The organism is Streptomyces sp. NPDC002698 (genome assembly GCF_042888945.1).
Taxonomy (GTDB): Bacteria; Actinomycetota; Actinomycetes; order Streptomycetales; family Streptomycetaceae; genus Streptomyces.
In genome coordinates this window covers 44,781-57,941 of the sequence record NZ_JBIAQM010000022.1, presented here as the reverse complement: position 1 = coordinate 57,941, position 13,161 = coordinate 44,781, and the positions used below count along the sequence as shown (strand labels likewise).

The 13,161-nt window shown below is 71.0% G+C and carries 10 protein-coding genes and 1 tRNA gene; 8 read left to right on the top strand and 3 right to left on the bottom strand.

The features are described from left to right. The first annotated feature begins 46 nt into the window (after positions 1-46). The 6 genes from ACFYW9_RS27120 (at position 47) to ACFYW9_RS27095 (ending at position 8,660) form a co-directional block, all read left to right on the top strand. Positions 47-134: transfer RNA gene (locus tag ACFYW9_RS27120), tRNA-Leu, on the top strand. Between the two features lie 360 nt (positions 135-494). Beyond that, positions 495-1,526 carry a glycoside hydrolase family 11 protein gene (locus ACFYW9_RS27115; RefSeq protein ID WP_389155368.1) on the top strand — a complete coding sequence of 344 codons (1,032 nt, stop codon included), beginning with the start codon at positions 495-497 and terminating at the stop codon, positions 1,524-1,526. A gap of 37 nt (positions 1,527-1,563) precedes the next feature. Then, positions 1,564-2,562 (top strand): polysaccharide deacetylase family protein, encoded by a 999-nt coding sequence (locus ACFYW9_RS27110; protein ID WP_389155365.1) that lies wholly within the window; start codon positions 1,564-1,566, stop codon positions 2,560-2,562. A 363-nt stretch (positions 2,563-2,925) separates the two neighbouring features. Then, a complete protein-coding gene (locus tag ACFYW9_RS27105) occupies positions 2,926-6,801 on the top strand; it encodes a Pls/PosA family non-ribosomal peptide synthetase (protein WP_389155362.1) in 3,876 nt (1,291 codons plus the stop codon). A 73-nt stretch (positions 6,802-6,874) separates the two neighbouring features. Continuing rightward, complete coding sequence (locus ACFYW9_RS27100; RefSeq protein ID WP_351864055.1) at positions 6,875-8,281, top strand: M1 family metallopeptidase; 1,407 nt, start codon at positions 6,875-6,877, stop codon at positions 8,279-8,281. A 4-nt stretch (positions 8,282-8,285) separates the two neighbouring features. Continuing rightward, the gene (locus ACFYW9_RS27095; protein ID WP_389155359.1) at positions 8,286-8,660 is read left to right on the top strand and encodes a YchJ family protein; all 375 of its coding nucleotides are present in this window, start codon (positions 8,286-8,288) and stop codon (positions 8,658-8,660) included. A 26-nt stretch (positions 8,661-8,686) separates the two neighbouring features. Here ACFYW9_RS27095 and ACFYW9_RS27090 read toward each other — a convergent pair whose 3' ends face one another. Then, positions 8,687-9,388 (bottom strand): FadR/GntR family transcriptional regulator, encoded by a 702-nt coding sequence (locus tag ACFYW9_RS27090; RefSeq protein ID WP_351864060.1) that lies wholly within the window; start codon positions 9,386-9,388, stop codon positions 8,687-8,689. Between the two features lie 130 nt (positions 9,389-9,518). On the opposite strand from ACFYW9_RS27090, the gene ACFYW9_RS27085 reads away from it, so the two are divergent. After that, positions 9,519-10,031, top strand: a complete 513-nt coding sequence (locus ACFYW9_RS27085; protein WP_389155355.1) for a gluconokinase — start codon at positions 9,519-9,521, stop codon at positions 10,029-10,031. A 196-nt stretch (positions 10,032-10,227) separates the two neighbouring features. Beyond that, positions 10,228-11,625 carry a gluconate:H+ symporter gene (locus ACFYW9_RS27080; RefSeq protein WP_351864065.1) on the top strand — a complete coding sequence of 466 codons (1,398 nt, stop codon included), beginning with the start codon at positions 10,228-10,230 and terminating at the stop codon, positions 11,623-11,625. Positions 11,626-11,819: 194 nt separating this feature from the next. Here the strand turns inward: ACFYW9_RS27080 and ACFYW9_RS27075 are convergent, their stop codons facing one another. Continuing rightward, a complete protein-coding gene (locus tag ACFYW9_RS27075) occupies positions 11,820-12,455 on the bottom strand; it encodes a cytochrome b/b6 domain-containing protein (protein WP_389155352.1) in 636 nt (211 codons plus the stop codon). Further along, positions 12,439-13,116, bottom strand: a complete 678-nt coding sequence (locus ACFYW9_RS27070; RefSeq protein ID WP_351864322.1) for a molybdopterin-dependent oxidoreductase — start codon at positions 13,114-13,116, stop codon at positions 12,439-12,441. Before ACFYW9_RS27070 ends, ACFYW9_RS27075 begins: the two co-directional genes overlap by 17 nt. Positions 13,117-13,161: the final 45 nt, after the last annotated feature.

Below are 13,161 nucleotides of genomic sequence, written 5' to 3'. Positions count from 1 at the left end.
ATGTTTCACCTGTCGCCGCGAGGGAAACCCGCGCGACAAACACCTTGTCCGGGTGGCGGAATGGCAGACGCGCTAGCTTGAGGTGCTAGTGCCCTTTATCGGGCGTGGGGGTTCAAGTCCCCCCTCGGACACCAGCGAGACCCCACTGCATGTGGGGTCTTTTGCATGTCCGGACCTCTTCGCGTCCACGTGTCCGGACCTCTTCCGGTGCCCCGACCACTCCGCGCCACTCGCCGGACGGTCGGACGATTCTTCGAAATTTTCGAAAAATCCATGACCATTTCCGATCTTGGTCGACACGTCCCTGGCGAACAGTCTCCGCCGAATGGACCATCCGGCACGCATGAGCAGGCATAACACCATCTCTCGCCATTGCCAGCGCGGACGAATGTTTCGGATTAGGTGCCGAAAGTATTGACAGTTGACAGGGCCGGTTCAAAACTGTCGGCGATTCACAGCGCGCCACCTCACGAGAACGAGGAGGAAACACGCACATGACCGACGCACCCGCACCCCCTCCGGGCCGCCGTAGCGGCCGCTCAGGGGCGTTCCGTCACCTCAGGCTGCTCATCAGCGGCGTCTGCACCATGCTGCTCGTCGCCGTGGCCGCCATGACGCTGCCCGGCACCGCCCAGGCCGACACGGTCGTCACCTCGAACCAGACCGGCACCGACAACGGGTACTACTACTCGTTCTGGACCGACAGCAGCGGCACGGTGTCCATGAACCTGGGCTCCGGCGGCAACTACAGCACCTCGTGGAGCAACACCGGGAACTTCGTCGCCGGCAAGGGCTGGAGCAACGGCGGACGCAGGAGCGTGACCTACTCGGGCACCTTCAACCCGTCCGGCAACGCCTACCTGGCCCTCTACGGATGGACGGCCAACCCGCTCGTCGAGTACTACATCGTCGACAACTGGGGCACCTACCGGCCCACGGGAACGTTCAAGGGCACCGTCACCACCGACGGCGGCACGTACGACATCTACCGGACGACGCGGACGAACGCGCCGTCCGTCGAGGGCACCCGCACCTTCGACCAGTACTGGAGCGTCCGGCAGTCGAAGCGGACGGGCGGGACCATCACCACCGGCAACCACTTCGACGCCTGGGCCCGCGCCGGAATGAACCTGGGCAGCTTCAACTACTACATGATCCTGGCCACCGAGGGTTATCAGAGCAGCGGGAACTCCAACATCACGGTGGGCGACGCGGGATCGGGCGGCGGATCCGGGGGTGGAACCGGGGGTGGAACCGGCGGCGGGTGCGCGGCGGCCCTGTCCGCGGGCCAGCAGTGGAACGACCGCTACAACCTCAACGTCGCCGTCACCGGATCGAGCAACTGGACCGTGACGATGAACGTGCCCGCTCCGGCGAAGATCCTCTCGACCTGGAACATCAGCGCCGGTTACCCCAGCGCCCAGGTCCTGACCGCCCAACCCAACGGCAGCGGCAACACCTTCGGCGTCACCATCCAGACCAACGGCAACTGGACCTGGCCCACCGTCTCCTGCAGCGCGAGCTGACCCCTCCCCCGCCCCCGAGGCCGAAGGACCACTACGCATGACCTTCCGCACGAGAATCCGGACGGCGTCCGGACGACTTCGCTCGTTACGCACGCTGATCACGGGGCTGGCCGTCGTCGCGACCGCCGTCGCGAGCCCCCTCGCCCTCGACGCCGGAGCCGCGCACGCCGCCACCTGCAACGGGTACGTCGGACTCACCTTCGACGACGGGCCGTCCAGCACCACGTCGACCCTGCTCAACGCCCTCAAGCAGAACGGGCTGCGGGCCACGATGTTCAACCAGGGCCAGTACGCGGCGTCCAACCCGGCGCAGGTACGGGCCCAGGTCGACGCCGGCATGTGGGTGGGCAACCACAGCTACACCCACCCGCACCTCGTCCAGCAGAGCCAGGCGCAGATCGACTCGGAGATCTCCCGGACCCAGCAGGCCGTCGCCGGCGCCGGCGGCGGCACGCCGAAACTGTTCCGTCCGCCGTACGGGGAGACCAACGCGACGGTGAAGGCGGTCGAGGCCAAGTACGGGCTGACCGAGATCATCTGGGACGTCGACTCGCAGGACTGGAACGGCGCGAGCACCGACGCGATCGTCCAGGCGGCCGGCCGGCTCACCAACGGCCAGATCATCCTCATGCACGACTGGCCGGCCAACACGATCGCCGCGATCCCGCGCATCGCGCAGGGACTGGCCGCCCGCGGCCTGTGCGCCGGGATGATCTCCCCGGGGACCGGCCGCGCCGTGGCCCCCGACGGCGGCGGCACAGGTGGCGGCGGCGGGTGCACCGCCACACTGTCCGCCGGCCAGCAGTGGAGCGACCGGTACAACCTCAACGTCACGGTCACCGGTTCCAGCAACTGGACCGTGACGATGAACGTCCCGGCCCCGGCGAAGATCCTCTCGACCTGGAACATCAGCGCCGGTTACCCCAGCGCCCAGGTCCTGACCGCCAAACCCAACGGCAGCGGCAACACCTTCGGCGTCACCATCCAGACCAACGGCAACTGGACCTGGCCCACCGTCTCCTGCGCCGCGGGCTGACCGGACCGGACCGCACCGAGGAACAGCGCGCCCGGCGTGGCGGCGGCGAGCCGTCACGCCGTCCCGCCGCGCCTGGCACAGCGAGGGTCCCGATCATCGGATCGGGGCCCTCGCTCACCGTGTCCGCGGTGTCACGCAAAGATGTGGGGCAGATCTCGTCACGTTGACATACCCCCACGTCACAGCGCTGGAGCGCGGGCCGGACGACGCTCCCGAGGACGCCTCGCATCGCTGATCCGCAGGTCCGAAGCTAGCGTCGTACTAAAATTGCAGGCTTGTTCGGAGCTGGACCGGAATATCCCCAGGCGTACCTGCGGGCCCACCGGCTCCCCGGAGTATCCGGGAACAACACGTGAGGACCCGATGGCAGCCCTCCAGCAAGGCCCCGCAGTCGCGTTGTCCGACGACGAGGTGCGTGCGGAGTTCGGTGACCAGGCGCGCTTCTCCGCCGCCTCGGCCGCCTCGCCGCGCACGCTCGTCGACATCCTCGACGCCTCCGTACGGGCGTACCCCGACGAGCCGGCTCTCGACGACGGCCGGCGCGCCCTCAGCTACCGGGCCCTGGCCGCCGAGGTCGAGGCCGTGCGGTGGCGGCTCGCGGAGGCCGGGGTCGGTCTCGGCGACCGGGTCGGCGTACGGGTCCCGTCCGGTACGAACGAGCTGTACGTGGCGATCCTCGCCGTCCTCGCGGCCGGGGCCGCCTATGTCCCGGTGGACGCCGAGGACCCGGACGAACGGGCCGAGCTGGTGTTCGGCGAGGCCGGCGTGCGCGCGGTCGTCGGCGCGGGGCTCGAGCTGACCGTCGACGGACGCTCGGAGATTCCCGCCGGGCGGCCCGGTGTCGAGCACGACGCGTGGATCATCTTCACCTCGGGTTCCACCGGCAGGCCCAAGGGCGTGGCTGTGAGCCATCGCAGCGCCGCGGCCTTCGTCGACGCGGAGGCCGACCTCTTCCTGACCGAGGAGCCGATCGGCCCCGGTGACCGGGTCATGGCGGGCCTGTCCGTGGCCTTCGACGCCTCCTGCGAGGAGATGTGGCTGGCCTGGCGGTACGGCGCCTGCCTGGTGCCCGTACCGCGCTCCCAGGTGCGCAGCGGCGCCGACCTCGGACCCTGGCTGGTCGAGCAGGAGATCACCGTCGTCTCCACCGTGCCCACTCTCGCGGCCCTGTGGGAGCCCGAGACCCTCAACGAGGTCCGGCTGCTGATCTTCGGCGGCGAGGCCTGCCCGCCCGAGCTGACGCAGCGGCTGGTGACCGAGGGCCGCGAGGTCTGGAACACGTACGGGCCGACCGAGGCGACCGTCGTGGCCTGTGCCTCGCTGCTGACCGGCGACGAGCCCATCCGTATCGGGCTGCCGCTCAACGGCTGGGAGCTCGCGGTCGTCGACGAGGCGGACGAGCCGGTGCCGATGGGCGGCAGCGGCCAGCTCGTGATCGGCGGGGTGGGGCTCGCCCGCTATCTCGACGCGGAGAAGGACGCCGAGAAGTACGCGCCGCTCGCCTCGCTGGGCTGGGAGCGGGCGTACCGCAGCGGTGACCTGGTCAAGGCCGAACCCGAGGGGCTGATCTTCCTCGGACGGGCCGACGAGCAGATCAAGCTCGGCGGACGCCGGATCGAGCTGGGTGAGGTGGACTCCGCGCTCCAGGCGCTGCCCGGGGTCGCGGGCGCCGCGGCCGCCGTGCGGACCGCGCGCGGCGGCAATCAGCTCCTCGTCGGCTATGTCGTCACCCAGGACGGCTGGGACCAGGCGGCCGCCGTCGAGAAGCTGCGCGCCGTGCTGCCCGCCGCGCTGGTGCCGCTGATCGCGCCGGTCGAGGACCTGCCGACCCGGACGTCGGGAAAGGTCGACCGGAACGCGCTGCCCTGGCCGCTGGAGGGTCTGGAGACCGGCGGTGCCAAGGAGCAGCTGTACGGCACCGAGGCCTGGCTCGCCGAGCAGTGGAGCGAGGTGCTGGGCATCCCCGTCGGCGGAGCCGGCGACGACTTCTTCGCGATCGGCGGCAGCAGTCTCGCGGCCGCCCAGCTCACCACGAAGCTGCGCGCGCGTTACCCGAACGCCGCCGTGCTCGACATCTATCAGCAGCCCGTGCTGCGCAAGCTGGCCCGGCATCTGGAGAAGTCCGGCCAGGACGACGGCGCCGAGCGGATCGTCGCGCCGGTCCCGCTGCGCGCCAAGCTGGTCCAGCTGCTCGTCCTGATCCCGCTGTTCAGCCTGCTCGGGCTGCGCTGGACGGTGGCGCTGGCCGCGCTCGGCAACGTACTGCACTGGTTCGGCCCGTATCCGTGGGCGCCGGGCGCCTCGTGGTGGCTGGTGGGCGCCGGCGCGCTGGTTCTCTACAGCCCGCCGGGGCGGCTCGCCGTGGCGGCGGGCGGCGCGCGGCTGCTGCTGCGCGGTGTGAGGCCCGGACGGTACCCGCGCGGCGGGAGTGTCCATCTGCGGCTGTGGACGGCCGAGCGGCTCGCCGGGTTCAGCGGCGCGACCTCGCTGACCGGGTCCTGGCTGGAGCGGTACGCCCGTGCGCTGGGCGCCAGGGTCGGCCCGGACGTGGATCTGCACTCGCTGCCGCCGGTGACCGGCATGCTCAAGATGGGCCGGGGTGCCGCCGTCGGCTCCGAGGTGGACCTGTCGGGGTACTGGCTGGACGGTGACCGGCTGGAGATCGGCCCGGTGAAGGTGGGCGCCGGTGCCGTGGTCGGGACGCGCAGCATCCTCTTCCCGGGGGCCCGGGTGGGCAAGCGCGCCGAGGTGGCGCCGGGTTCCGCCGTGGCGGGCCAGATTCCGACCGGGCAGCGCTGGGCCGGGGCGCCGGCGGTCAAGCTCGGCAAGGCGAAGCACGCGTGGCCCAAGGACCGGCCGCAGCGCGGCACGTACTGGCGGGTGATGTACGGCGCGACCGGACTCGCGCTGAGCGCGCTGCCGGTGCTGGCCGCCGTCCCGGCGCTGCTCGTGGCCCGGGTGTTCGTGAGCGCGGACGCCGGGCTCGGCGCGGCGCTGCGGGGTGCCGGGATCGCCCTGGTTCCGGCGACGCTCGCGTTCGGTCTCGCGTACGCGCTGCTGCTCCTGGTCGCCGTACGGCTGCTGAGTCTCGGGCTGCACGAGGGCACGCATCCGACGCACAGCCGGATCGGCTGGCAGGCCTGGACGGTCACGCAGCTGATGGACCTCTCCCGGGAGACGCTGTTCCCGCTGTACGCGGGGCTGATCACGCCGGTGTGGCTGCGGCTGCTCGGCATGCGGATCGGGCGGGGCGCCGAGGTGTCGACCGTTCTCGCGCTGCCGAGTCTGACGACGGTCGGCGAGGGCGCGTTCCTCGCCGACGACACGCTGACGGCGCCGTACGAGCTCGGGGGCGGCTGGATGCGCATCGGGCGGGCCGAGATCGGCCGCCGGGCCTTCCTCGGCAATTCCGGGATGACCGCTCCGGGCCGCAGTGTGCCGGACGGCGGTCTGGTCGGTGTGCTGTCGGCGACGCCGAAGAAGGCGAAGAAGGGCAGCTCCTATCTGGGGCTGCCGCCGATGAAGCTGCCGCGGGCGGCGCAGGGCGGCGATCAGAGCCGTACCTACGACCCGCCCGCCCGGCTGCTGTGGGCGCGCGGTCTGGTGGAGCTGTGCCGGCTGGTGCCGGTGTTCTGTTCGGCGGCGCTGGCGGTGCTGACGGTCGCCGCGCTGTGTGCGCTGGGGCCGTGGGCGTGGGTGTTCCCGGGGGCCGTGCTGCTCGCGGTGGGCGTTCTCGCGTGCCTCGTCTCCATCGTGGCGAAGTGGCTGCTGGTCGGCCGGCACCGTGCCGGTGAGCACCCGCTGTGGAGCGGTTTCGTGTGGCGCAACGAGCTGGCCGACACGTTCGTGGAGGTCGTCGCGGTGCCGTGGCTGGCGGGATCCGTGCCCGGTACTCCGCTGATGACGGCGTGGCTGCGCGGCCTGGGTGCCCGGATCGGCCGGGGCACGTGGGTCGAGAGCTACTGGCTGCCCGAGACGGACCTCGTGACGCTCGGGGACGCGGTCACGGTCAACCGGGGCTGTGTGCTGCAGACCCACCTCTTCCACGACCGGATCTTGCGGACGGATACTGTGGTCCTCCGTGAGGGCGCCACTTTGGGTCCGGGCGGAATCGTCCTGCCCGGCAGCACCGTCGGGGCCCGCTCCACTCTGGGTCCCGCGTCGCTCGTGATGGCGGCGGAGTCCGTTCCCGACGACACCCGCTGGCTGGGCAATCCGATCGAGGCCTGGCGTTCGTAGCGGACTTGACCTGATCGGACACGAAGGGCGGTACAGCGGCACGTCGAGCACAGGGCAGGGAGCAGTCGCAGCGGTGAGCGTTCAGCAGACAGCGGGACCGGACCCCTATTTCCCGGCGAACGGAGATCCCCGTTACCGGGTGCACCGCTACGAGCTCGCGCTGGACTACCGCCCCGGCCCGAACCGGCTCTCCGGCACCGCGCGGATCAACGCCATAGCGGGCCGTTCCGCGCTGCCCGAGTTCCAGCTGAACCTGGCGGACTTCCGGATCGGCCGGGTCCGTGTCGACGGCAAGGCCCCGCACTACACGCACCGGGGCGGCAGGCTGCGTGTCCGTCCGCCGAAGCCGATACGGGCCGGCGCCGCCTTCACCGTCGAGGTGCACTGGTCGGGCAACCCCAAGCCGGTCAACAGCCCCTGGGGCGGGATCGGCTGGGAGGAGCTGGAGGACGGGGCGCTGGTGGCGAGCCAGCCGATCGGTTCGCCGTCCTGGTATCCGTGCAACGACCGGCCGGCCGACAAGGCCGCGTACCAGATCTCGGTCACCACGCCGTCCGCGTACGCGGTGGTGGCCGGCGGGCGTCTGCTGACGCGGACGACGAAGGCGTCGACGACCACCTGGGTGTACGAGCAGTCGGCGCCGACCTCCAGCTATCTGGTGGGCCTGTCGATCGGCAAGTACCAGACGGTGCTGCTCGGCGACCCGGGTCTCGGGGGCGTACCGCAGTCCGGGTATCTGCCCGCGCAGCTGCTCCCGGAGTTCTCCCGGGACTTCGCGCGGCAGCCCGCGATGATGGAGCTGTTCCAGCGCCTCTTCGGGCCGTATCCGTTCGGCGAGTACGCGGTCGTGGTGACCGAGGAGGAGCTCGACGTCCCGGTCGAGGCGCAGGGTCTGTCGCTGTTCGGCGCCAACCATGTGGACGGGGCGCGGGGTTCGGAGCGGCTGATCGCACACGAGCTGGCGCACCAGTGGTTCGGCAACAGCGTGACGATCGCGGACTGGCGGCACATCTGGCTGAACGAGGGGCTCGCGAAGTACGCCGAGTGGCTGTGGTCGGAGCGCTCCGGCGGGCGCCCGGCACGTCAGCTCGCCGCCGCCGCGCACCGGAAGCTGTCCGCGCTGCCGCGGGACCTGCTGCTGTCCGACCCGGGTCGCAAGCTGATGTTCGACGACCGGCTCTACGAGCGCGGCGGGCTCACGGTGCACGCGGTCCGGTGCGCGATGGGCGACGAGGCCTTCTTCCGCATGCTGCGCGGCTGGGCGACGCTGCACCGGGGCGGCACGGTCACCACGTCCGTCTTCACCGCGCACGTCTCGCGCTACGCGGCCGAGCCGCTGGACGAGCTCTTCACGGCGTGGCTGTACGAGACGGCGCTGCCACCGTTGCCGGAGGCGACCCCGCAGATTCCCGCGCGGCCCGCCCATCCGCCGACCTATCCGCCCCCGAACGCGGACTCGGCACGGGTCCGGGGAGAATGACGCGATGACCAGCCGTTCCTGTCCCTGCGGGCTCGCCGAGCCGTACGCGCGCTGCTGCGGGCGCTTCCATCGCGGCGAGGCCGCGGCGCCGAGCGCCGAGGCGCTGATGCGGTCGCGTTACTGCGCGTTCGTGAAGGAGGACGAGGGGTACCTGCTGCGGACCTGGCATCCGCGGACGCGGCCGGCCCGGGTGGAGTTCGACCCGGGGATGCGGTGGACCGGCCTGGAGATCCTGGACACCGGTCGGGGCTCGGCGTTCCACACCGCGGGGACCGTGACCTTCCGGGCCTCCTACCGGGGCGGTTCGCTGCACGAGCGGAGCCGGTTCGAGCGGGTGGACGGGGCCTGGGTGTATGTGGACGGGGAGTTCCTCGACTGACCTGGACCGGCCCCGGGGTGCTCCGGTCAGGGGGCCAGGACGTCCAGTTCCTGGAGTGCGCCGGCCGTGATCTCGCGGGTGAGCTTCTCGGCGCGGACGGCGTCGCCCTCGCGGACGGCCTCGGCGAGCTGGACGTGCAGGGTGACGGCGGCGGGGTCGGGGTCCTCGAACATGACGTCGTGATGGGTGCGGCCGGACAGGACTTCCGCAACGACGTCTCCGAGGCGGGCGAACATCTCGTTGCCCGACGCCCTGAGAATCACCCGGTGGAAGGCGACGTCGTGGACGAGATACCCCTCCAGCTGGTGTCCGCGTGAGGTGGCGACCATGCCGAGCGCGCACTCGGTGAGCTCCGCGCACTGCTCCGCGGTGGCGTGCCGGGCGGCCAGTCCCGCGGCGACGGGTTCGATCGCCGAGCGCAGGACGGTGAGGGAACGCAGCTGGTGGGGACGGTCGGCTCCGGCCAGCCGCCAGCGGATGACCTGGGGATCGTAGACGTTCCACTCGGACCTGGGACGGACCGTCACGCCCACGCGGCGGCGGGACTCGACCAGGTACATGGATTCGAGCACCCGGACCGCCTCGCGCATCACGGAGCGTGACACCTCGAAGCGCTGTGCGAGTTCGTCGGTGCGCAGCACGCTGCCCGGCGGGTAGTCGCCCGCCGTGATCGCCGGTCCGAGGGTCTCCAGTACGTGTCCGTGCAGGCCCCGGCCCCGTGTGCTCATGGGGTCAGGGTACGAGGCATACGCCACGAACAAAAAGTCAGACTTATATGTCACACGCTCTTGAATTAGTCGTACCTAATGCGTTTCAGTATCGTCGACATCAGATGTCGACGAAGACAGCGAGAGCGTGATGCAGCACAGTCCCACCCCCCATGTCGTCGTGGTCATGGGCGTCGCAGGCACCGGGAAGACCACCGTCGGCGCCCTGCTCGCGGCCCGGCTCGGCGTGCCGTACGCCGAGGGCGACGACTTCCACCCGCAGGCCAACATCGCCAAGATGACGGCCGGGACGCCGCTGACCGACGACGACCGGTGGCCCTGGCTGGACTCCATCGGGCACTGGGCGCACGAACGCGCCGGGCTCGGCGGTGTGGTCAGCGGCTCGGCGCTCAAGCGCGTCTACCGGGACCGGCTGCGGGCGGCGGCGCCCGGGATCGTCTTCGTGCATCTGACCGGCACCCGCGAGCTCATCGAGGACCGGATGTCGCACCGCACGGGGCACTTCATGCCCACGGCGCTCCTGGACTCGCAGTTCGCCACGCTCCAGCCGCTGGCGGCGGACGAGGCGGGCGTCGAGGTGGACGTGTCCCACGGCCCCGCCGAGATCGCCGAGCGGGCCGTGAGGGCGCTCGAAGCCCTCTGACGCCGCCCCGCCGGTGGCACCGCACCTCCCTCCTCCATGACAACGCTGTCTCCCTGACAGCGGCTGTCCCGTCCGCGCGCCGCCGCTTCCCCGCGCCTTCCGTCCGGAAGGCGCCGCTCCGCCGCCTTCCGGACGGAAGGTTCTCCCCCACGCACTCCTCCCCGCGTCCGTTCATCAAGCAAGCAAGGGAACAACCGTGACCAGACTCAGTGTCGAGATGCTGGCAGCGGACACCGTCGAACCGATCACCTCGGCGGGCCACGCTCAACTGGGCATAGCCGTGCTGGCGGGCATCGCCGTCATCGTCCTGCTCATCACCCGGTTCAAGCTGCACGCCTTTCTCGCCCTGACCATCGGCTCGCTGGCACTCGGCGCGTTCGCCGGCGCCCCGCTCGACAAGACCATCGTCAGCTTCACCACCGGACTCGGCTCGACCGTGGCCGGTGTGGGTGTCCTGATCGCCCTCGGCGCGATCCTCGGCAAACTGCTCGCCGACTCGGGCGGCGCCGACCAGATCGTCGACACCATCCTCGCGAAGGCCGGCGGGCGTGCCATGCCGTGGGCGATGGTGCTGATCGCCTCGGTGATCGGTCTGCCGCTGTTCTTCGAGGTCGGCATCGTGCTGTTGATCCCGGTGGTCCTGATGGTGGCCAAGCGCGGCAACTACTCGCTCATGCGCATCGGCATCCCGGCGCTCGCGGGCCTGTCGGTGATGCACGGTCTGATTCCGCCGCACCCCGGTCCGCTGGTCGCGATCGACGCGGTGCACGCGAACCTCGGCATCACCCTCGCCCTCGGTGTCCTGGTCGCCGTCCCGACCGTGATCGTCGCCGGTCCGGTGTTCTCGCGCTACGCGGCCCGCTGGGTGGACGTCCAGGCCCCCGAACGCATGGTCCCGGCGCGCGCCTCGGAGGACCTGGAGAAGCGCCCGGGCTTCGGCGCGACCCTCGCCACCATGCTGCTCCCGGTGGTGCTGATGCTGGCCAAGGCCCTGGTGGACATCGTCGTCGACGACCCCACGGACATGACGCAGCGCGTCTTCGACGTCGTCGGGGCGCCGCTGATCGCGCTGCTCGCGGCCGTGATCGTGGGCATGTTCACACTGGGCCGGGCGGCGGGCTTCACCAAGGACCGCATCGCGACGACCGTCGAGAAGTCCCTCGCGCCCATCGCCGGCATCCTGCTCATCGTCGGCGCGGGCGGCGGTTTCAAGCAGACGCTGATCGACTCCGGTGTGGGCCGGATGATCCTGGAGATCTCCGAGGACTGGTCGATCCCCGCGCTGTTGCTGGCCTGGTTGATCGCCGTCGCGATCCGGCTCGCGACGGGTTCGGCGACCGTGGCCACCATCTCGGCGGCCGGCCTGGTCGCGCCCCTCGCGGCCGACATGTCGACCACCCACACGTCCCTGCTCGTCCTCGCGATCGGCGCGGGCTCGCTCTTCTTCAGCCATGTCAACGACGCCGGGTTCTGGCTGGTGAAGGAGTACTTCGGCCTGAGCGTCGGCCAGACCGTGAAGACCTGGTCCGTCATGGAGACGATCATCTCGGTGGTGGCCGGGGGCCTGGTGCTGCTGCTGTCGCTCGTCATCTAGGCGGCCGTCCCCGCATCTAGTACCGCGACAGGCAACGTTTGCCCCGCCGGGATCCGGACGGGTGTCCGCGAGGCCGCACCTGTCAACGGCCGTATCTGTCACGGCCGTACCTGTCACGGCCGGACCGCGAACGGGCCGCGGGGAGAACCGTATTCGGTTCTCCCCGCGGCCCGTTCGTCGTCGTCAGCGGGTGCTCACGGCCGCCACAGCGGATGTTCGCGGTCGGCCCACACCCGGCTCACCGATCCCGTGCGCAGGCCCCGCCGGGCCTCCGGGTCGCCCAGCGCCATACCGATGTGGCCCGCGAGGACGATGCCGACGGTGAGGGCCAGCCAGTCGTGGACGAAGGTCGCCGAGGTGCGCCACATCAGCGGGGTGAGGTGGGTGAACCACATCAGCAGACCGGTGCCCAGCATCACCAGGGTCGCCCCCGCGATCCAGGCGGCGTAGATCTTCTGCCCCGCGTTGAACTTGCCGGCCGGACGGGACTCCGGGTCCTTGTCGCGGCGCAGTGCCGCCCGCAGCCACACCCGGTCGTGCGGGCCGAAGCGGTTCAGGAAACCCAGGTCGCGGCGGAACGCCCGGGAGGCGAGGCCCGCGAGGACCGGGACCGGCAGCATCAGACCGGCCCATTCGTGGACGCGGACGACGAGTTCGCGGCGGCCGACGAGTTCGGCGAACTGAGGGATGTACAGACAGGCCGCGGTGGCCACGCACACACCCATCAGCGCGCCGGTGACCCGGTGCACCCAGTGCTCGGCCCGGGTGAAACGCCGTACGTGGGAGGAGTGCACGGCCCCGGTCGGCGACGCGTCAGCTCGTGGGTTCATCGTCGCGTCCGTTCGAACGGCCGACCCAGGCGTCGACGTCGTACCCCCGGTCCTCCCAGTACCCGGGACGGACGTCCTTGGTGACGGTGATGCCGGAGAGCCACTTGGCGGACTTGTAGAAGTACATCGGGGCCACATAGAGACGGACGGGACCGCCGTGGTTGTGGCCGAGGGGCTTGTCCTGCATGCGCAGGGCCACCAGGACGTCCGGGCGCCTGGCCTGGCGCATGGTGAGGCTCTCCGTGTACGTCCCGTCGAAGCAGGTGAAGCGGATGGCGCCGGCCGAGTGGTGCACCCCGGCGGCGTCCAGGAGGTGCGACAGGCGTACGCCCTCGAAGGGGGTGCTCGGGACCCTCCAGCCGGTGACGCACTGCACGTCGTGCACCAGTCGGGTCTGGGGCAGGGCGCGCAGGTCGGCGAGGGTGTAGCTGGTGGGCCGGTCGACCAGTCCGTCGACGGTGAGACGGTAGTTCGTCTCGTTCTTGTGGGGGACGGACGCCGCCACCGAGTAGTAGCGGAAGCCACCGCCGTTGGGCAGCAGCCCCGTCAGGCCGGTCGGGTCCTTCTGGGAGGCACCGGCGAGGAAGGCGTCCATCGCGCGCTGGAGCGTGGGCGCGGTCACCAGGCCGAGGGCGCCGAGTCCGAGCGTGCCGAGCAGCACCCGGCGGCCGACGGGCCTGCCGCGCTCTCCGGACGCCTCGTGTTC